We start from the raw sequence: 18686 nt of genomic DNA, 5'->3' as shown, positions 1-18686 counted from the left end.
CGCGCTTTTCTATGATGCGGCGCATGAGCGAATTCAGCGACAACCTGCACGAGGTCTTCGAGCGCTTCGGCCGCATCGCGGTGCGGCGCATGTTCGGCGGCCATGGGGTGTTTCATGAAGGCCGCATGTTCGCGCTGGTGGCGCGCGAGCGGCTGTATCTGAAGACCGACGCGCAGAGCGTGGCGGCCTTCGAGGCGAAGCACCTGCCGGCCTTCGAGTACGAGCGCAAGGGCGAGCTGGCGCGCATGCATTACCACGAGGCGCCGGCCGAGATCTTCGAGGACCGCGACGAGGCCGCGCGCTGGGCACGCCTCGCCTGGGAGGCCGTGCTGCGCTCGGGGACGCCGCCGCGCGCACCGGCTGCACCGCGCCAGCGGGCGGCGGCCAGGAAGCGCTCACCCAAGCGCTGAGCCGGTTCCCGCGATGGATGCGCGCGCGCACTACGAAGCCGAGGTCACGGCCCTGGGCACCGAGGCGGCCCGCATGCTCGCCGCGGGCACCAGCGAGGAACAGGTCGCGCGCTGGATCGTGGCGCAGCGCAACGCACTCAAGCAGCGCTTTCGGGCGCTGACGCCGGCCGAGGATCTCGCGCGGTTGGAGGCCTGGACGCTGGGCCGCTACGGCAATGCGCTGGGGCCGTCGGTCGAGCAGTTGCGGTCCGCAGGCAAATCGTGGCGCCAGATCATCGACGGCGCCGCACGGCCCGGGCTGTACCGCGGCCGGCCTTGAATCCTGGGCGTGCAGAGCGCCGACCTTGTTGACAGCCCGAGGAGTCCCCCGTGTACATCCCCCACTACCACCGCCAGCCCGATCCCGGCGCCACGCAAGCCCTGATCGACACGCACCCACTGGGCGCCTGGGTCGTGCAGGCCCGTGACGGGCTGTTGGCCAACCATGTCCCCTTCCTGCTGGACCGCGCGCGCGGCCCGCACGGTACGCTGCTGGGCCATGTGTCGCGCGCCAACCCGGTCTGGCGGCAGCTGGTGGGCGGCGTGCCCTCGGTCGTGATGTTCCAGGGACCGCAGAGCTACATCACGCCGGGCTGGTACCCTGGCAAGGCCGACCATGGCGAGGTCGTGCCGACCTGGAACTACGTGGTCGCCCATGCGCACGGCGTCGCCCGGGCGGTGGACGACGCACTGTGGCTGCGCGAGTTCCTGATGCGCCTGACCGCGACCCACGAGGCGACGCAGGCGGTGCCGTGGGCCATGACGGACGCGCCCGCGGCGTTTGTGGACAAGCTTCTGCGCGCGGTGGTCGGCATCGAGATCCCGATCGACCGCCTGGAAGGCAAGCTCAAGGCGAGCCAGGACGAGGCGATGCCGGACCGGCTGGGCACGGTCGACGGGCTGATGGCCCAGGGCAACCCGACCGCTTGCGCGATGGCCTCGCTGGTGCAAGCGGCCCTGGCCCCGCGCGCGCGGGACTGAACGCTGCGGCTCAGACGCCGCGGCTGTGCAGCGTGACGACGCCCTTGGGCGTGTGCAAGGTGGCGGCCAGGTCGGCCGCACCGGCCGTGATGTCGATGCCCGTCAGCCCCAGCTCCGAGTAGGCCGCTTTCAACGCGTCCGCCTCGGGATGGGTGACCGCGATGCGCTCCAGCGACACCTTGGAGCGCGGCAGGCTGTTGCGCGGATGGCGGCGCAGCGGCTCCTTGTCGCCGGGCGCACCCCACTGGATCAAGGTGGGCAAGGCGCCATTGAACAGGCGCTGGCCGTCGTCGCGCACGCTGATCTGCCATTGCAGAAGCCCGTCCGCACCAGGCCGACTCGCCGCCAGCGGGGGGCCACGGTCCAGGCCCTGGGCCTGCAGCGCGGCCAGGGCGGCCCGGATGTCCGGTGGCGCCACGACGAAGTGGATCAGCTGCGGTTCCTTGCCGATGGCGGCCTGCAGCGCGGCGTCGTCCAGGTCGAACCAGCGCGGGCCGCGCGCGGTGGGCACGGCGCCGGGGTCCACGGCGATGATCTCCAGATACGCCATGGGGTTGCGTGGCGTGGCGATCTTGATCAGCCGGTTGTGGGTGCCGTACTGGGGGTGCGCGCCGCCGGGGCCCGGCGTGACGCCGAGCGTGGCCTCGCACCACTGCACGCCCTGGTCCAGCGTGCGGGCGGCGACGATCAAATGGTCGATGTGTGTCTGCATCGCCCGACCGTACCACTACCCGCCATGGGTCTTATCCAGTCTGACGCACGCCCATGGCATGCTGCGCCATGCCCTTCTTCCCTTCCCGCCGCCCTGCCCTGAACCTCGCCCTGCAAGGCGGCGGCGCGCACGGCGCCTTTACCTGGGGCGTGCTCGACGCGCTGCTGGAGGCCGACCGCTTCGACATCGCCGGCATCAGCGGCACGAGTGCCGGCGCCATCAATGGCGTGCTCGTCGCGCACGGCCTGCAGCAAGGCGGCCCGGCCGCGGCGCGCGCGGCGCTGGACGGCTTCTGGAGCGCGGTCGGCGCGCGCATCCCGTTCGAATGGCTCACGGTGGGCGAAGACGACGCGCTGGCCTTCAACCCGCTGGCGCGGCTCATGATGCGCTGGTCCAAGCTGTTCGCGCCGCATGAGCTGAACCCGTTGGGCCGCAACCCGCTGCGCGAGCTGCTGGCCGAGCAGGTGGACTTCGCGGCACTGCGCAGTGGCGCGGGGCCACGGCTGGCCATCGCGGCCACGCATGCGAACAGCGGGCGGCTCAAGGTGTTCGACAACGCCGCCATGGACATCGACGCCGTGCTGGCCTCGACCTGCCTGCCCACGCTGCACCACACGGTGCTGATCGACGGCGAGCCGTACTGGGACGGCGGCTACAGCGCGAATCCTGCGCTGATGCCACTGCTGGCCGACAGCCAGTGCGCGGACGACACCCTGCTCGTGCTGCTGGCCCCGCGCCAGCATGCGCGTACGCCGCGCAGCACGGCCGAGATCGCCGAACGTGCGATGGACATTGCGTTCCAGGCGCCGTTCCTGCGCGAGCTGGGCTTGATCGACCAGTTGCAGTCGGCCTCGCCATCTCGCTGGTGGCCGCGTGTGGGCCTGGAGCGGCGCATCGCCAATGCGCGCTGGCACCTGGTCGATGGCGCGCCGACGTTGGCGGCGTTGCACGGCGAGACGCGGCTGATCGCCTACCTGCCGTTCTTGCAAAGGCTGCGTGAAGCGGGGCGCATGGCGGCGCAAGCCTGGCTTGCGCGCGATGCTGAACAAGTCGGCCGAAGCAACGGTGTGGAACTGCGTACGCTGGCGGACTGCAACGCTGTGGGTTGACCGCGTATGGAGGCTTGCGGCAAGCGCTACGGCCAAATGTGCTCAGGCGACGATCGCCTCCAACCGAAACCGCCGCGCCACGGCACGCACTTCCTTCATATGACCATGCCCTGGCAAGACCTTGGTCTCGATGGTGACCATGCCAGCCAGCGCAAGCTGGTCCACATCACGCTTGACGGCACTGCGGTCACGCTGCAGCCGCTCGGCGATCACGGTGATCGACCCTGGCGCGTCTTTCACCGTGCGCAACACATCCAGCCGGCTGCTGGTCAACAGCCGCAGCAGTTCTGCCGGCTCCTCGAAACTGATGGTGCGCTCGCGCGGCATCGGCTGGCGCCAGTCGGCCAGGCGCGCCAGAGCCTTGCCCCGCTGGAAGAAATCCTGCTCCGTCCCCGCCTTCAAAACCATGCTTTTCATTGAGCACCTCGCAACGCTGTCCAATCTGCCTGAAAACGATCCTCGATGTCTTCGAAGCTCGTGAACTCGACCGGGAATACCTTGCCGAAAGCATGGCAGTGGTGGTACCCGTGCTGGTTGTCGTAGCCCACGACCCGCCCGTGGTCCCCCGCTTGCACTGCAGGGTTGATGTAGGCCAGGTGGTAGCGCGTCACGCGTCCCTTGCCATCCACCCACACCTCGCGCCGCAAGTGATCATTCCCACGCTTGTGCGCGATGTGATGGACTGCGTCCACGACCTTGCTGTCAGCCATGACAAAAATTATCACGCCTGCAGCGCACTCCTCAATGCATGTGGACCTGACCCACAGCCGCCGCAGCCCCATCCGGCGCCCCCACCGGCACCTGCACCTCGCGCACGCTCTTCACCCCCTTCGCATCCTCGAAGCGCAGGCTCAGCGGCACCGTGGCGCCCTTGGGCAGCGGCTGCTTCAGGTCCATCAGCATCACGTGGAAGCCGCCGGGTTTCAGCTCCACGGTCTGGCGCGCGGGCAGCGGCAGGCCGTCCTTCAGCTCGCGCATGCGCATGGTGCCGCCGTCCATCAGCATCTCGTGCACCTCGGCCACGCCGGCCACCGGGGTGGAGACGCCCACCAGCTTCGCGCCCTGCGGCGCTTGCAACTGCATGAAGGCGCCCGTGCCGCTCTGGCCCGGCACGGTCTGGCGCACCCAGGCGTTCTTCACGTCCACGGCCGCGACGCCGGCCGGCAGCACGTCGAGCCGCGCGGCCGGGAACGGCAGCTTGGCGCTGGCATCGGGGCCCGGCAGCTGCGCCCAGTCGGCGCTGGCCGTGCCGCAGGATTGCAGCACCTTGAACCACAGCGTGCCGGGCTGGCCCGTGAGCTTGCCGCGCACGATGAACTCGGCGCGCTCGTTGTCGGGAAGGCCGGCGTTGGCAGGTGCCGTCCAGCTCACTTCGCGCGCATTGCTGGCGAGTGTCCAGCCGGCGCGCGGCTGCGCTTCGGCCAAGGTGAAGCCCTCGGGCAGGCGTACCGTGATGCCCGTGGTGCTGGCCGTGTCCTTGCAGCTGTGGCCGACGCGGAACGCGGCCTCGTAGTCGCTGCCGGCCGCGGCGCCGCCGGGCGGCAGCGTGACATGGGCCAGGGCTGGCAGGGTGGCGGAGACGAGAAGGGGGAAAACGAACTTGCGCATGGTGATGGCTCCTTGGGTCACAGATCAAATTTGAGTTCAGCGCTGTAGGTGCGCTGCGGATACGGGTGGAACGCCCAGTACTGCTGGTTGTTCAGGTTGTCGATGCCGAACGCGGCCGACCATTGCTTGTCGATCTGCCAGCGCAAGCGCAGGTCCAGCGTGAGGTAGCGGCTGGCGCCGAAGTACGCGAAGGCATTCGTGTCGCTGTTGTCCAGGTTGCTGTACTGGCGTCCGCTGTAGCGCGCGGCCAGCGTGGCGGCCCAGTGATCGTCGGGGCGCCAGGTGGCCACGGCGGTGGCGCGCCAGCGCGGCACGCGCGGCTGCCATTTGCCAACGCTGGCCGGGTTGGCGGCATTCGCCACGGTGCGACTGTTGGCATAGGTCAGGCTGCCGCCCAGGTCGATGCCGCGCAGCCCCACGTCCTGCGCGGTGGCGGCCAGCTCCACGCCGGTGGTGCGCACCTCGTCCACGTTCTGCACGCGCGAGACGGCGGTGTTCGGCACCAGCTGGCTGATCAGCGCGTCGCGCGTGCGCTCGTGGAACAACGTGGCGCGGGCCAGGACTGTGCCCAGGTCGTGCTCGGCCGAGAGTTCGCTGGTCCAGGACTTCTCAGGCCTGAGATTGGGGTCGTTGATGAAGGCCAGCGCGCCGCCCGATGTCGCGCCGTACAGCTCGCCCACCGTGGGGTAGCGCACGGCGCGGCCCAGCGAGGCCTTGAGGACCGTGTCGGGCAGCCACTGCCAGGCCAGCGCGGCCTTGGGCGACAGGTCGGACTGGCTGCGCTGTGCGTAGCCCTGCCGGCTGGTCGCCGTGGCTGTGGTGCCGTCGCTGGCCTCCCAGTGTTCCCAGCGCGCGCCGAGCACGGCCTTCCAGCGCGGCGCAAAGGCCCAGGCGTCCTGCGCCCAGGCATGCCAGGTGGTGGTGCGGCCGGCGACGTCGCTGACCAGCGCGCCCGCATCGCCGCTCTGCCAGTCGCCCACGACGGCGCTCTTGAGGATGTCGAGCTTGTAAGCATCGCGCCCCACGCCGAAGTCCACGATGTGCGCACCGCCCACGCCCTGCGGCCGCCAGGTGCCCTTGGCGGCCAACGTGTTCCAGCCCGTGCCGTCCTGGCTTTGCACGGTGCCGGCTCCGCCCAGCGCAGCCTGCGGCAGCGGCGTAGTGGGCGCGCGCTGGAGGTCCTTGGCGTAGTCGTAGAGGCTGGCGGCCAGCTCCCAGTCCCACTCGCCCTGCGTGCGGCTCTTGAGCGAGAGGCCATGCATCACATGCGTCTGCCGTTCGTCCGTGAGCGGGAGTGCCAGCGTGACGGTGCGCCCGCCGACCAGCACCGGCCCGCTGTAGACCGCGTTGCCCGCGCCATCGCGCAGCCAGCTCTCGGGCCGGCCCTGCGCATCGTTCTGCCACCAGCCCAACGTGTAGCTGGCACGCAGCGTGGGCGTGATGTCGTAGGCCAGTCTGAGCTTGGCCTGGTCCTGCCGCGTGTCGTACTGCGTGGCGCTGCCCAGCAGCCACCAGGGCTGGCCCGTGGTGCTCTGGCCCGGCACAGCGCCCGTGACGGGCACGCCGTTGCCGCCGGCCTGCCCCGCGCTGGCCAGCGCCGTGGCGAAGGTCTGCGGCTGGCCCTCGCTGCGGCTGCGCTGCAGCGCAATCCACCACGACCAGTCGCCGCTCTTGCTGCCCAGCGAGGCGCTGGTCTGCCAACTGTTGAAGCTGCGGTCGGTGCTGTACAGGTCGTTGGGCTGGCGCGCATAGCCCAGCTTCACATGGGCCTCCAGCTTGGTCGGCATGCGCGTCACGAAGTCGACCACGGCGCCGGCCGAGTTGCCCGGGTACGCGGCCGAGAACGGGCCGTACATCACGTCCACGCGCGCGATCTCCTCGGGCGTGACCAGGCCCCAGCGCGGTGCGTAGTTCGTGCCGTTGGCAATGCCGTTGCCCAGGAAGTTCGACAGCAGGATGCCGTCTGCGTACACGGCCGATCGCGCGCTGTTGCCCGTGCCGGAGGCGCGCGTGGACAGGATGGCGTGGTTGTAGTCGCCGATGTAGCGCTTGCGCACCATCAGGCTGGGCAGGTATTTCAACGCGTCTTCGCTGTCGCTGGCGTTGATGGTGGTGGCGATCTGCTCGCGCGTGACGCCTTCGATGGTGGTCGGGATCTGCGTGGGCAGCGAGCTGGGCTGGCCACCTGTGACGGTGACGATGCCCAGCGACTTGGCGCGCTCGGGCGCCCGGTCCTGCGCGGTGGCGGCCAGCGCCACGGCGGGCAGAAGCGCCAACGCAATGTTCTTGTGCATGGGGAAGCTCTCCGCGGCGTGCCGGTGCACACCGCTGCATGACGGGAAGGCGGCGTGCCGCGCAGCCCGCAGGCCGCACGCTCACGCCATCGATGAGAACGTCAGGAGAGCGAGGGAGGCCCGCGCGCCGGCAACGGCGCCGCGGTGGCCGCGGCAATGCGCGCGGCGGGGATGGGCTGGACCGCATGGCCCAGCGGCTGCAGCGTGGGCAGGGCCACGGCAGAAGGGATTGGCGGTGCGCCGCCCAGCACGCACAGCGGGCAGTCGAGGTGGCCGGCGCCCAGCTCCTGCATGCCATCGTCGGTGTGCACGATGGCTTTGACGATGCCGCTGCCCGAGCAGATCAGCTCCATGGTCTGTGGCTTGACGATGGGCGATGCGATGGCCACGCCCAGCGACAGCGCGAACATCAGCAGCACGGCGCGCACCAGGCCCACGCCCGGCCGCTGGCCGGCCACGAGGGGCAGGCAGTGGAGGAAGCGGGGCCAACGGGACATGGGCGCGATTGTGCCGTACCGCACGGGCCCGGCGCCGCATGCACTGATGCGCGGCGCGCGTTTCAGCCCGCCTTGCGCGCGTCCTTCACCAGCGCCGGCTCGGCCCGATACACCGCCGGGAAGATCTTCTTCAGGTCCTCGATCTTGGGCTGATCGTTGATCACGATGTACGGCTGGCGCGGGTTGCGCACCAGGTAGTCCTGGTGGTAGGCCTCGGCCGCGTAGAACGGCCGGCCCGGCTCGATGGTCGTGGCGATCTTGTCCTTGAACACGCCGGACTGGTTCAGCTGCGCGATGTAGTCCCTGGCGATGCGGGCCTGCGCTTCGTCTTGCGGGAACACGGTGGAGCGGTACTGCTTGCCGAAGTCCGGCCCCTGGCGGTTCAGCTGCGTGGGGTCGTGCACGACAGAAAAGTAGATCTGCAGGATCTGCGCATAGCTGATCTGCCGCGGGTCGAAGTAGACCTGCACCGCCTCGGCATGGCCCGTGCGGCCCGAGCCGATCTGCTCGTAGGTGGCGGTGGCCTTCTCACCGCCAGCGTAGCCCGAGACGGCATTGCTCACGCCCTTGACGTGCTGGAACACGCCCTGCACGCCCCAGAAGCAACCGCCGGCCAGCACGGCGACCTCGGTCGCCGGTGGATTCGTGGGCGCTGCGCCAGCAAACGCCGGGATGGTGCGCGCCTCGCTGGAGGCAGTGGCCAGCTGCCAGAACGCCGTGCCGCCGAATGCGGCCAGCGCCGCCGTGCCCAGCCATGCGCGGCGGCGCAGCGGGGTGGGCGATGTGTCACTCTTCAAGGTCTTCATGGGTTCTCCTGGTCGGAACATCAGGCTTCACCCGGCACAAAACGCAGCGCCAGGCCATTCATGCAGTAGCGCAGGCCGGTGGGCTTGGGCCCATCGTCGAACACATGCCCACCGTGCCCGCCGCAGCGCTTGCACAGCACCTCGGTGCGCAGCATGCCCAGCGAGCGGTCCTTCTTCTCGATCAGCGCGCCGTCCAGCGGCTGCCAGAAGCTGGGCCAGCCGGTGCCGCTGTCGAACTTCGTTCTAGACGAGAACTGCGCCAGCCCGCAGCCTGCGCACTCGTAGCGCCCGGCGCGCTTCTCATTGTTGAGCGGGCTGCTGTAGGGGCGCTCGGTGCCCTCCTCGCGCAGCACGGCGTACTGCTGCGGCGTCAGGCGCTTGCGCCACTCGGCCTCGGTGAGCGTGAACTCGAAGGTCTCGGCCGCCACGGCCTCGCCCGGCCGTGTGGAGAACCAGCCGAGCGCGGCCAGGGCAGCCGCCGCGCCGGCTGCCAGGATGAAACGACGGTCGGTCGAGGCTGTGGTGTTCATTTCTTCATCTCGTCTTTCTTCATGTCGTCCTTCTTCATCATGCCGCCTTTTGCCATGCCATCCTTGGCCATGTTGTCTTTGGCCATCCCGTCCTTGGCCATCGAATCCTTCTTCATGCCGTCCTTGGCCATCGAATCCTTGGCCATGCCGTCCTTGGCCATGCCGTCCTTCTTCATGTCATCGGCCGCGAATGCCGAAACGGAGCCGATGGCGATGCCGGTGACCAGCAGGGTTGCGTAGAGCTTGTTCATGGGGTTTCCTTTGGGGTTGGTTGATCGTCTTCAAAATGGCCGGCCCGTCATGGGTCCGGCCGCACCTTCGGGCCGCTTGTCGAGTCGGCCCTCCATTGCGCTGTGCGCTACCCGCATGTCCCGAAGCAACGGGCTATGCGAGTGCACCCGCGGGACTGGCTCTGCCAGACCGCTGGGTGCGCCCCTTGAGGGGTATGGGATGTCTACACGCAGTGAGACATCCAAACGGGGTGGGTTCATCTAGCTTCCGCCGAACCAGTTGTAGCCCTGGTCTTCCCAGTAGCCGCCCGGGTGGGTGTTGGTGACGAAGATCGCCATGACGTGCTTGGGGTTCTTGTAGCCCAGCTTGGTCGGCATGCGCAGCTTCATCGGGAATCCGTATTTGGGCGGCAGCGGATGGCCGTCGTAGCGCAGCGTGAGCTGCGTCTGCGGATGCAGCGCGGTCGCCATGTCGATGCTCGTGTAGTAGTCGTCGGCGCACTTGAAGCCCACGTACTTCGCCGTCGTGTCCGCGCCCACGCGCTGCAGGAAATCGGCGAAACGCACCCCGCCCCACTTGCCGATGGCGCTCCAGCCTTCCACGCAGATGTGGCGCGTGACCTGCTCGTGCTGTGGCATGGCGCGCAGTTCGTCCAGCGTCCAGGCGCGCTTGCCCGAGACAAGCCCCGACACCTCGAGCCGAAAGCCCTCCTCGGCCACCACGCGCACCTCGTCCTCGCCGTAGTAGGCGTTGAAGGGGAACGGCCGCGTGATCATGGACTCGGGGTAGGTCTCGGCCAGCTGGTTCGGGTCGAAGATCAGGCCCTGCACCTTGTCGTTCAAACGCGAGATGCGCGAGAGCGCGGCCTCCACGCCGGCGTTGTCGCTGATGCTGCAACCCGTCAGCAGCGACAGGCCGCCCAGCGTCAGCGAGCGCTGCAGGAAGGCGCGGCGCGCGGGCTGCTCGACCACGCGGCCGATGCGCCGGCGGGCCTCGCCCAGCACGGCCTCGCCGTCGATGCCGGCGAGCGGGATGCGGCGCAGGATCTTCATGCGGGTTCTCCATGGCGGCCAGCGCGGCCGCTCAGCATCGTCAACAGCGTGCGCGGCACCAGCGCCACCATCACCAGGTGTACGGCCACGAAGCCCACCAGAGCCGCCATCGCCACGAAGTGGATGCGGCGTGCGAACTCGTAGCCGCCCAGCAGGTCGCGCAGCAGCCCGAACTGCACGGACTTCCACAGCACCAGGCCCGACAGCACCAGCAGCACGATGTCCACCATCACGAACAGGTAGGCCAGCCGCTGCACCTGGTTGTAGTGCCGCGGGTCGGCATGCGACAGGCGCCCGCGCAGTGCGGCCAGGGCGTCATGCACGATGCCGCGCGGCGACAGCGGGAAGAAGCGGCGCCACAGCCGGCCGCTGGACACATTGGCCGCCAGGTAGACCAGGCCGTTGCCCGCCAGCACCCACATCGCCGCGAAGTGCCATTGCAGCGCGCCGCCCAGCCAGCCGCCCAGCGTGATGCCGGCCGGAAACGTGAACGGGAAGAACGGCGCCGCGTTGTAGATGCGCCAGCCGCTGGCCACTAGCACCAGCACCGCCAGCGCGTTGAGCCAGTGCGTGATGCGCATCCACAGCGGGTGCACCGGTGCAAGCGGGGTGGAGATGGTTGCGTTCGGCATGGGCTGGATTCTTGGGCCCACCCGCTCACCGATGCATCACGCAAACTTCAATAAATCGTGATAACTCGGCGGCGCCGTCCGCAGGACAATCGGCCGCATGGAAACCGTCAAACGCGTGCTCGTCGTCGAGGACGACATCCACATCGCCGAGCTGCTGCGCATGCACCTGCACGACGAGGGCTACGCCGTGACGCACGCGGCCGATGGCCATGCCGGCCTGCGCGCGCTGGAGCATGGCAGCTGGGACGCGCTGATCCTGGACTTGATGCTGCCCGGCGTGGACGGCCTGGAGATCTGCCGCCGCGCGCGGGCCATGGTGCGCTACACGCCCATCATCATCATCAGCGCGCGCGCCAGCGAGGTGCACCGCATCCTGGGCCTGGAGCTGGGCGCCGACGACTACCTGGCCAAGCCCTTCTCGGTGCTCGAACTCGTCGCGCGCGTGCGCGCGCTGCTGCGCCGCACCGAAGCCATGGCGCGCAATGCCCGGCTCGAATCAGGCCAGTTGAGCCTGGGCAATCTCTCCATCGACCCGGTGGCGCGCGAGGTGCGGCACGGCGGCCAGGCCGTCGAGCTCACGCCGCGCGAGTTCGACCTGCTGTACTTCTTCGCGCGGCATCCGGGCAAGGTCTTCTCGCGGCTGGACCTGCTGAACCAGGTCTGGGGCTACCAGCACGATGGCTACGAGCACACGGTGAACACGCACATCAACCGGCTGCGCATGAAGATCGAGACCAATCCCGCCGAGCCGCAGCGCATCCTCACCGTGTGGGGCCGTGGCTACAAGCTGGCGGACGTGAAGCCATGAGCCGTCTTTCGCTGTCGCAGCGCTTGTCGCTGGTGTTCGCCGCGCTGCTGCTGGCCTGCTGCGGCGCATCGGCCTGGCTGCAGATGGCGGCCAGCGGGCGCCATGAGCAGGAGGTCACGCAGCGCCTGTCCGCCGGCCTGGCCGCGCACATCGCGGGCAATGCAGAACTGATGAAGAGCGACGGCCTGAACGACGCGGCCGTACGCCGCTTGTTCACGATGCTGATGGCCGTGAACCCCAGCGTGGAGGTCTACGTGCTGGGCCTGGACGGCCGCATCCAGGCCCAGGCCGCGCCCGATGGCCACCTGAAGAAGACCACGGTCGATACCGCTCCCATCCACCGCCTGCTGGACGGCGCCGCCCTGCCTGTCTTCGGCGACGACCCGCGCGGCGAGGGCGGGCGCAAGGTGTTCAGCGCGGCCCCCCTGAAGGTCGACGGGCGCGATGCCGGCTACGTCTACGTCGTGCTGTCGGGCGAAGAACGCGACGCGCTGGTCACCCAGGTGGCGGCAGGCGGCGTGCTGCGCACCACGCTGTGGTCCATCGCGCTGGTGGCGCTGCTGGGCCTGGTCGCCGGCCTGGTCGCGTTCCGGCTCATCACGCGCCCGCTGCGCGAACTCACCGGCGCCGTGCGCCGCTTCGAGCAGGAAGGCGTGCAGAGCCTGGAGCATGCCGCGCCCGCGCTGCAGCGCGTGGCCGCCGGCGGCGACGAGATCGCCACGCTGGGCCAGGCCTTCACGCGCATGGCGCAGCGCATCGCCGAGCAGTGGCGCGAGCTGACCACGGCCGACCAGCAGCGCCGCGAGCTGTTCGCCAACATCTCGCACGACCTGCGCACGCCGCTGACCTCGCTGCACGGCTACCTGGAGACGCTGCTGCTCAAGGCCGACACGCTGGGCCCTGCCGAGCGCCGCCGCTACCTGGAGATCGCACTGGGCCAGAGCCGCAAGGTGGGCCTGCTGTCGCAGCAGCTGTTCGAGCTGGCGCGGCTGGAATACGGCGTGGTGCAGCCCGAGCTGGACCGCTTCGTACTGGCCGACTTGGTGCAGGACGTGTTCCAGAAATTCGAGCTGGCCGCCGAATCACGCCGCCAGCGCCTGGTGCCCGACATCGCACCCGGCCTGCCCACCGTGACGGCCGACGTCGGCATGATCGAACGCGTGCTGACCAACCTGCTGGACAACGCGATCCGCCACACGCCCGAAGGCGGCGAGATCGCCGTGCGCCTGAGCGCACGGGCCGACGGCGTGCAGGTGGACGTGAGCGACACCGGGCCGGGCATTGCGCAGGCGCTGCAACCCGTGCTGTTCACGCGGCCCGCGTTCTCCGCGTCCACCAGCCGCAGCGGCGGGCTCGGCCTGATGATCGTCAAGCGCATCCTGCAGCTGCACGACAGCGACATCCGGCTGGTGGCACAGGACGGGCGGGGGGCGGTGTTCCGATTCTGGTTGCGGTAGTGATGGGCACCCAGCCCGGACATCCCGGTCCGCGCGCACGCCCTTCAGCAGCAAAGACGTGCGAATGCCTGGCCCTCAGGGCTACGACTGGCGAGTCGGCCCCGAGGAGTCCGCAGGCTGGCGTTGCCAGCAAGGCGCAGCGCCCCTCCCTGCTGCGCCGCTGGTCTCACCGCAAAAACGCATACCAGTAGGCCGTGTAGATGCAGTCCATGAATCCATCGCACGGCGCGTCACGGCGGCCCATGGCGTTGGCACTGGTACAGAGCGAGGCACCGATCAGCAGGGCGACCGTGAGTGCACGTGAACGTGTGATGAGTCTGGGCATGGTGGGCTCCGAAGAATGTGCAACCGGGACCATCCCGTTGCTGCGTCCCATTCTTCGAGCCTGCCACCCGTCGCGCATCGTGTGTTTCTGGTAGCCGTGGCACGCGCCGTCATCAAGCCGGCACGTGCCCGAGGCGCCGCGGCCCGCTGGCGCATATGCAAACTCGGAAAGCTTCGTAGCCACGGCGGGGCGCCCTCCCTATGCTCGACCTTCCTCGTTCCCAACCCCGCACACGGGCATGCATCCATGAACATCGTCAGCATCTCCGGCAGCCCCTCGCTGCGTTCGCGCTCCGCCTTGCTGCTGCAACTGGCGCAGACACGTCTCGAAGCCCATGCGCACAGCAGCCACCTGATCGCGGTGCGCGAGCTGCCGGCCCAGGCCCTGCTGCTGGCCGACACCCAGTCCACACCGGTCCAGCGGGCCGTGGCACAGCTGGCCGATGCCGACCTGGTCATCATCTCCACGCCCATCTACAAGGCGGCCTACAGCGGCCTGCTCAAGATCTTCCTGGACCTGTTGCCCATGGATGCGCTGCGCGGCAAGACCGTGCTGCCGCTGGCCACCGGCGGCACCCTGGCCCATCTTCTGGCGCTGGACTACACGCTGCGCCCGGTCGTCTCCGCACTCGGTGCGCGCCACGTGCTGGACGGCGTGTTCGCCACCGATGCGCAGCTGGTGGCGCACACCTCGGGCGGCTACGTGCCCGACGACAGCCTGCTCGAGCGCCTGGACCGCGCGCTGCAGCCGCTGCTGGCGCACCCTGTGCACGCGTCGCGCCCGGCCGCACTGGAGCGCGCCGCTTGAGTTGAGGGTTGGTTTTGTCTCCTCGCCCCCGCAAGCGGGCGTTGGACCCCAGGCACTGGCAACAGGCCTGGGGGTTTTTTTACTGCGCGCATCGATCGAATGCCTGCGCCTACCCGCACCGCGCTTGAGACAATTGCGCCATAACCAATCTACGAATCAATCGTTTGGAATCCGCGGGCCGGGCGGAACAATGCAGCCGGATGAACTTCCAGCAACTGCGTTCCGTGCGCGAAACCGTCCGCTGCGGCTTCAACCTGACCGAAGTCGCCCACACCCTGCACACCTCGCAGCCCGGCGTCAGCCGGCAGATCCGCGAGCTGGAGGAGGAGCTGGGCATCGACCTGTTCGTGCGCGCCGGCAAGCGGCTGACGGGCCTGACGGAGCCCGGCGCCCACGTGCTGCCCATCATCGAAGGCATCCTGCAGGGCAGCCACAACCTGCGCAGCGCGGGCCAGGAATTCATGGCCCAGCAGAGCGGGGCACTCTCCATCGCGGCCACGCACACGCAGGCGCGCTACGCCCTGCCCACTGCCGTGCAGGAGTTCCGCTTGCAGTTCCCCAACGTGAAGCTGCACCTGCACCAGGGCTCGCCGCGCCAGGTGGCCGAGATGCTGCTCTCGGGCGAAGCCGACATCGGCATCGCGACCGAGGCGCTGGCCCAGTACAGCGAGCTGGTCGCCCTGCCCTGCTACCGCTGGACGCATTCGGTCATCGTGCCGCCCAACCATCCGCTGCTCGAAGGCCCGCTCACGCTGGAGAAGCTGGCGCGCTACCCGCTCATCACCTACGGCGCAGGCTTCACGGGCCGCGGCCACATCGACCAGGCTTTCGCCAAGCAGCGCATCGAGCCGCGCATCGTGCTGAGCGCGATGGACGCCGACGTCATCAAGACCTATGTGGAGCTGGGCATGGGCGTGGGCATCGTGGCCTCGATCGCGTTCGAGGCCGAGCGCGACACGCAGCTGCGTGCCATCGATGCGGGCGGGCTGTTCGGCATCAACCTGACCAAGCTGGCGCTGCGGCGCGGCACTTACCTGCGGGCCTATGTCTACGCGTTGATCGAGTCGTTCGCGCCCACGCTGCAAAAGAGCGTGGTGGACCAGGCGATGGCAGGCCGGGACGCGGTGGCCGAGGGGTACGAGATCTGATGCCGGTGTTTGTCGGCTGAGCCTGGTTTGGCTTGGGCTGTGTCCAGGCGGCGGTTGCGGGCCTGCGCAACGCGTCGGTCAAGCCGGGACCGGCGTGAAGCCGGCTTGCGTGATCGCATCGCGCAACTGCGCTGCGTCGGCTTGCGCTGGCGTGATCTGCACGCGGTGCGTGGGCAGGTCGATCTCCACACGGGCCTGCGGGTCCACGGCCTGCACGGCCTTGGTGATGCTGCCGACGCAGTGGCCGCAGCTCATGTCTTGCACTTCGAAAGCGATCATCGGGTGTCCTGTCTGTAAGGTGAGACAGTCGCAGTATCGGGCTTGACACTGCGGCAAGGTCAAGCGGCGTGCCGGCATGCCCCTGCTGGCAGGAGCGTCTTGCGCTAGCCTTCCTTGACCTTGCCATCATGGCAATCTTTACCATCGCGGCATCTTCCATCAACCGAGTGCCGCGATGCCCGCCCAGGATGCCAACCGTTTCGAGCTGCAGATCGAGGGCATGACCTGCGCGTCGTGCTCCGGCCGCGTGGAGAAGGTCTTGCGCCAGGTGCCTGGCGTGTCCAGCGCCACGGTGAACCTGGCCACCGAGAAAGCCAGCGTGCAGGCTTCTTCCACGGTACCCATCGCCGCCTTGCTCGCGGCTGTGGCCCAGGCTGGTTACCAGGCGCGCGACGCTGCGCAGGGCCGGCCCGCCAGCGCCAAGCGCCTGCCCGCGTGGTGGCCCGTTGCGCTCAGCACGGTGCTGACGCTGCCCCTGGTCGCCCCGATGCTGCTGCAGCTCTTCGGCATCGCCTGGATGCCCAACGGCTGGGTGCAGCTCGCGCTGGCCACGCCCGTGCAGTTCTGGCTGGGCGCGCGCTTCTACCGCGCGGGCTGGGGCGCCCTGCGCGTGGGCACCGGCAACATGGACCTGCTGGTCGCGCTGGGCACTTCGGCTGCCTACGGCCTGTCGGTCTACCTGCTGTTGCGGCACACGGGCCACGGCATGGCGCATCTGTACTTCGAGGCCTCGGCGGCCGTCATCACCTTGGTGCTGCTGGGCAAATGGCTGGAGGGCCGCGCCAAGCGCCAGACCACGGACGCGATCCGTGCGCTGAACGCCTTGCGGCCGGCGACGGCGCGCGTGCTGCGCGACGGCGTGGAGGCCGAGGTGCCGGTCGAGCAGTTGCAGGTCGGCGACCTGGTGCGCGTGCGGCCGGGCGACCGCGTGGCGGTGGACGGTGCCATCGTCGAAGGACGCAGCCATGTCGACGAGTCGTTGATCACGGGCGAGAGCCTGCCCGTGGCCAAGGGGCCGGGCGACGCCGTGACCGGCGGCGCCATCAATGCAGAAGGCCTGCTGACGGTACGCACCACGGCCATCGGTGCCGAGACCACGCTCGCCCGCATCGTGCGCATGGTCGAGTCGGCGCAAGCCGGCAAGGCGCCGATCCAGCGCATCGTGGACCGCGTCAGTGCCGTGTTCGTGCCGGTCGTGCTGGCGCTCGCCGTGCTGACCTTCGCGGCCTGGGCCGGGGTGACGGGCGACTGGGAGGCGGCGCTGATCAACGCCGTGTCGGTGCTCGTCATCGCCTGCCCGTGCGCGCTGGGCCTGGCCACGCCTACGGCCGTGATGGCCGGCACCGGCGTGGCCGCGCGCCACGGCATCCTGATCAAGGACGCCGAGGCGCTGGAGGTCGCCCACGGCGTGACCGTGGTCGCGTTCGACAAGACCGGCACGCTGACCGAGGGCAAGCCCGCGCTGGCCGCCGCGCTGCCGGCCGATGGCGTGGCGCGCGACGAGCTCGTGCGCCTGGCCGCCGCGCTGCAGCAGGCCAGCAGCCACCCGCTGGCGCTGGCTGTGCTCGGCGCCGCGCGTGCGCAGGGGCTGGCGCTGCCGCACGCCAGCGACGCGCAGGCCCTGCCGGGCCGCGGCGTGGCCGGCACGGTGCATGGCCAGTCGCTGGCACTGGGCAGCACGCGGCTGCTGCACGAGCGCGGCGTGGACGCCGGCCCGCTGGCGGCCCAGGCCGAGCGGCTGGAGCAGCAGGGCAAAACCATCTCGTGGCTGCTACGCCAGGACGCAGGCAGCACCACCGTGCTGGGCCTGCTGGCCTTCGGCGACACCGTCAAGCCCGCCGCCACGCAGGCCGTGGCGCGCCTGCATGCGCTGGGCATCCGCACCGTGATGCTGACCGGCGACAACCACGGCAGCGCGCAGGCCGTGGCCCGGGAGCTGGGCATCACCGACGTGCGCGCCGAGGTGCTGCCCGGCGACAAGGCCGCCGTCGTGCAGCAGCTGCGCGCGGCCGGCGAGGTCGTCGCCTTCGTGGGCGATGGGCTCAACGACGGCCCGGCGCTGGCCGCGGCTTCCTGCGGCTTCGCGATGGCCGGCGGTGCCGACGTGGCGACCGAGACGGCCGGCGTCACGCTCATGCGCGGCGACCCGCGGCTGGTGGCCGACGCCATCGACGTCTCGCGCCGCACCTACGCCAAGATCCGGCAGAACCTGGGCTGGGCCTTCGTCTACAACACGTTGGGCATCCCGCTGGCCGCGTTCGGCCTGCTGAGCCCCGTGATTGCCGGCGCCGCCATGGCCTTCAGCAGCGTGAGCGTGGTGGCCAATGCGCTGCTGCTGCGCCGTTGGCGTGGCGCCGCCGACACGCAGCCCGCCGCGCCCGCCGAGGCGCCACGCCCCACCACCGTCACCGCCTGAGAAGCGACCACATGGACACCACGATGAACATCGGCCAGGCCGCCAAGGCCTCGGGCGTGTCGGCCAAGATGATCCGCCACTACGAGAGCGTGGGCCTGTTCCCCGAGGCGCTGCGCACCGAGGCCGGCTACCGGCAATATGGCGAGCGCGAGGTCGGCACGCTGCGCTTCATCCGCCAGTCGCGCGACCTGGGCTTTTCGATCGAGCAGATCCGCGACCTGCTGGGCCTGTGGCAAAACCGCAAGCGCCCCAGCCGCCAGGTCAAGGCGCTGGCCCAGGCCCACATCGCCGAGCTGGACGCCAAGCTGCAGGAGCTGCAGGCCATGAAGGCCACGCTTGCGCATCTGGTGCACTGCTGCCAGGGCGACGACCGGCCCGACTGCCCCATCATCGACAGCCTGGCGGGCGAGCAGCCCGTGCTGCCGGCGACGGCACGGCCGGCCAGCCGTGGCAACGGCCTGCAGCCGGGGCGGCATGCGCGCCGGCCCTGACGTCGCGCTGGCCGGCGTTGCCCTGGCGTGGCTACACTCGCCGGCCTCCGATTT

The 18686-nt window shown here is 69.7% G+C and carries 23 protein-coding genes; 10 read left to right on the top strand and 13 right to left on the bottom strand.

What is annotated here, in order from left to right; all coding sequences use genetic code 11:
• The first annotated feature begins 23 nt into the window (after window positions 1-23).
• From ASF43_RS02180 to ASF43_RS02170, 3 genes are read left to right on the top strand one after another with little or no spacing between them, the layout of a single operon-like run.
• The gene (locus tag ASF43_RS02180) at window positions 24-410 is read left to right on the top strand and encodes a TfoX/Sxy family protein (RefSeq protein ID WP_056178016.1); all 387 of its coding nucleotides are present in this window, start codon (window positions 24-26) and stop codon (window positions 408-410) included.
• 13 nt (window positions 411-423) lie between these two features.
• Window positions 424-729 (top strand): hypothetical protein, encoded by a 306-nt coding sequence (locus ASF43_RS02175; protein WP_056176007.1) that lies wholly within the window; start codon window positions 424-426, stop codon window positions 727-729.
• A gap of 50 nt (window positions 730-779) precedes the next feature.
• Entirely contained in the window at window positions 780-1430 is a 651-nt protein-coding gene (locus ASF43_RS02170) for an FMN-binding negative transcriptional regulator (protein WP_056176004.1), read from the top strand.
• 10 nt (window positions 1431-1440) lie between these two features.
• On the opposite strand, the gene ASF43_RS02165 is transcribed toward ASF43_RS02170, so the two are convergent.
• Window positions 1441-2142 (bottom strand): VOC family protein, encoded by a 702-nt coding sequence (locus tag ASF43_RS02165; RefSeq protein ID WP_056176001.1) that lies wholly within the window; start codon window positions 2140-2142, stop codon window positions 1441-1443.
• Between the two features lie 68 nt (window positions 2143-2210).
• On the opposite strand from ASF43_RS02165, the gene ASF43_RS02160 reads away from it, so the two are divergent.
• Window positions 2211-3251, top strand: a complete 1041-nt coding sequence (locus ASF43_RS02160; RefSeq protein ID WP_056175998.1) for a patatin-like phospholipase family protein — start codon at window positions 2211-2213, stop codon at window positions 3249-3251.
• 42 nt (window positions 3252-3293) lie between these two features.
• Here the strand turns inward: ASF43_RS02160 and ASF43_RS02155 are convergent, their stop codons facing one another.
• The 10 genes from ASF43_RS02155 to ASF43_RS02110 all read right to left on the bottom strand — a co-directional run bounded on the left by ASF43_RS02155 (window position 3294) and on the right by ASF43_RS02110 (window position 10901).
• The gene (locus ASF43_RS02155; RefSeq protein ID WP_235578095.1) at window positions 3294-3692 is read right to left on the bottom strand and encodes a MarR family transcriptional regulator; all 399 of its coding nucleotides are present in this window, start codon (window positions 3690-3692) and stop codon (window positions 3294-3296) included.
• Window positions 3665-3961: a DUF6516 family protein gene (locus ASF43_RS02150; protein WP_056178015.1), complete on the bottom strand. Its 297-nt coding sequence runs from the start codon at window positions 3959-3961 to the stop codon at window positions 3665-3667. Before ASF43_RS02150 ends, ASF43_RS02155 begins: the two co-directional genes overlap by 28 nt.
• A gap of 31 nt (window positions 3962-3992) precedes the next feature.
• Entirely contained in the window at window positions 3993-4859 is an 867-nt protein-coding gene (locus ASF43_RS31970; protein ID WP_056175993.1) for a copper chaperone PCu(A)C, read from the bottom strand.
• A gap of 17 nt (window positions 4860-4876) precedes the next feature.
• Entirely contained in the window at window positions 4877-7153 is a 2277-nt protein-coding gene (locus tag ASF43_RS02140; protein WP_056178013.1) for a TonB-dependent receptor, read from the bottom strand.
• 101 nt (window positions 7154-7254) lie between these two features.
• Entirely contained in the window at window positions 7255-7650 is a 396-nt protein-coding gene (locus tag ASF43_RS02135) for a DUF2946 family protein (protein ID WP_235578094.1), read from the bottom strand.
• A gap of 62 nt (window positions 7651-7712) precedes the next feature.
• Entirely contained in the window at window positions 7713-8456 is a 744-nt protein-coding gene (gene msrA / locus ASF43_RS02130) for a peptide-methionine (S)-S-oxide reductase MsrA (RefSeq protein ID WP_082497545.1), read from the bottom strand.
• 20 nt (window positions 8457-8476) lie between these two features.
• Complete coding sequence (gene msrB, locus ASF43_RS02125; RefSeq protein ID WP_056175990.1) at window positions 8477-8986, bottom strand: peptide-methionine (R)-S-oxide reductase MsrB; 510 nt, start codon at window positions 8984-8986, stop codon at window positions 8477-8479.
• Complete coding sequence (locus tag ASF43_RS02120; protein ID WP_056175986.1) at window positions 8983-9237, bottom strand: pentapeptide MXKDX repeat protein; 255 nt, start codon at window positions 9235-9237, stop codon at window positions 8983-8985. Before ASF43_RS02120 ends, msrB begins: the two co-directional genes overlap by 4 nt.
• Window positions 9238-9477: 240 nt before the next feature.
• Window positions 9478-10269 carry a molybdopterin-dependent oxidoreductase gene (locus tag ASF43_RS02115; RefSeq protein WP_056175983.1) on the bottom strand — a complete coding sequence of 264 codons (792 nt, stop codon included), beginning with the start codon at window positions 10267-10269 and terminating at the stop codon, window positions 9478-9480.
• Window positions 10266-10901: a cytochrome b/b6 domain-containing protein gene (locus ASF43_RS02110; RefSeq protein ID WP_056175980.1), complete on the bottom strand. Its 636-nt coding sequence runs from the start codon at window positions 10899-10901 to the stop codon at window positions 10266-10268. Before ASF43_RS02110 ends, ASF43_RS02115 begins: the two co-directional genes overlap by 4 nt.
• A 97-nt stretch (window positions 10902-10998) precedes the next feature.
• On the opposite strand from ASF43_RS02110, the gene ASF43_RS02105 reads away from it, so the two are divergent.
• Both ASF43_RS02105 and ASF43_RS02100 read left to right on the top strand, forming a co-directional pair.
• Window positions 10999-11709 (top strand): response regulator transcription factor, encoded by a 711-nt coding sequence (locus ASF43_RS02105; protein WP_056175977.1) that lies wholly within the window; start codon window positions 10999-11001, stop codon window positions 11707-11709.
• A complete protein-coding gene (locus ASF43_RS02100; RefSeq protein ID WP_056175975.1) occupies window positions 11706-13166 on the top strand; it encodes a HAMP domain-containing sensor histidine kinase in 1461 nt (486 codons plus the stop codon). Before ASF43_RS02105 ends, ASF43_RS02100 begins: the two co-directional genes overlap by 4 nt.
• Window positions 13167-13332: 166 nt before the next feature.
• Here the strand turns inward: ASF43_RS02100 and ASF43_RS30325 are convergent, their stop codons facing one another.
• Complete coding sequence (locus tag ASF43_RS30325) at window positions 13333-13491, bottom strand: hypothetical protein (protein WP_156373096.1); 159 nt, start codon at window positions 13489-13491, stop codon at window positions 13333-13335.
• Window positions 13492-13737: 246 nt separating this feature from the next.
• Here ASF43_RS30325 and ssuE point away from each other — a divergent pair, with 246 nt between their 5' ends.
• Both ssuE and ASF43_RS02090 read left to right on the top strand, forming a co-directional pair.
• Window positions 13738-14298, top strand: a complete 561-nt coding sequence (ssuE, locus tag ASF43_RS02095; RefSeq protein WP_056175972.1) for an NADPH-dependent FMN reductase — start codon at window positions 13738-13740, stop codon at window positions 14296-14298.
• 200 nt (window positions 14299-14498) lie between these two features.
• Window positions 14499-15446, top strand: coding sequence for a CysB family HTH-type transcriptional regulator (locus ASF43_RS02090; protein ID WP_056175971.1), 948 nt, complete (start codon window positions 14499-14501; stop codon window positions 15444-15446).
• 78 nt (window positions 15447-15524) lie between these two features.
• Here ASF43_RS02090 and ASF43_RS02085 read toward each other — a convergent pair whose 3' ends face one another.
• Window positions 15525-15725, bottom strand: a complete 201-nt coding sequence (locus tag ASF43_RS02085; RefSeq protein ID WP_056175968.1) for a heavy-metal-associated domain-containing protein — start codon at window positions 15723-15725, stop codon at window positions 15525-15527.
• 175 nt (window positions 15726-15900) lie between these two features.
• On the opposite strand from ASF43_RS02085, the gene ASF43_RS02080 reads away from it, so the two are divergent.
• Window positions 15901-18141 carry a cation-translocating P-type ATPase gene (locus ASF43_RS02080; RefSeq protein ID WP_056175965.1) on the top strand — a complete coding sequence of 747 codons (2241 nt, stop codon included), beginning with the start codon at window positions 15901-15903 and terminating at the stop codon, window positions 18139-18141.
• 23 nt (window positions 18142-18164) lie between these two features.
• Complete coding sequence (gene cueR, locus ASF43_RS02075; protein WP_056175962.1) at window positions 18165-18632, top strand: Cu(I)-responsive transcriptional regulator; 468 nt, start codon at window positions 18165-18167, stop codon at window positions 18630-18632.
• Window positions 18633-18686: the final 54 nt, after the last annotated feature.

This window comes from Pseudorhodoferax sp. Leaf267, assembly GCF_001422405.1.
Taxonomy (GTDB): domain Bacteria; phylum Pseudomonadota; class Gammaproteobacteria; order Burkholderiales; family Burkholderiaceae_C; genus Pseudorhodoferax.
This window is presented reverse-complemented; position numbering and strand designations above follow the sequence as displayed.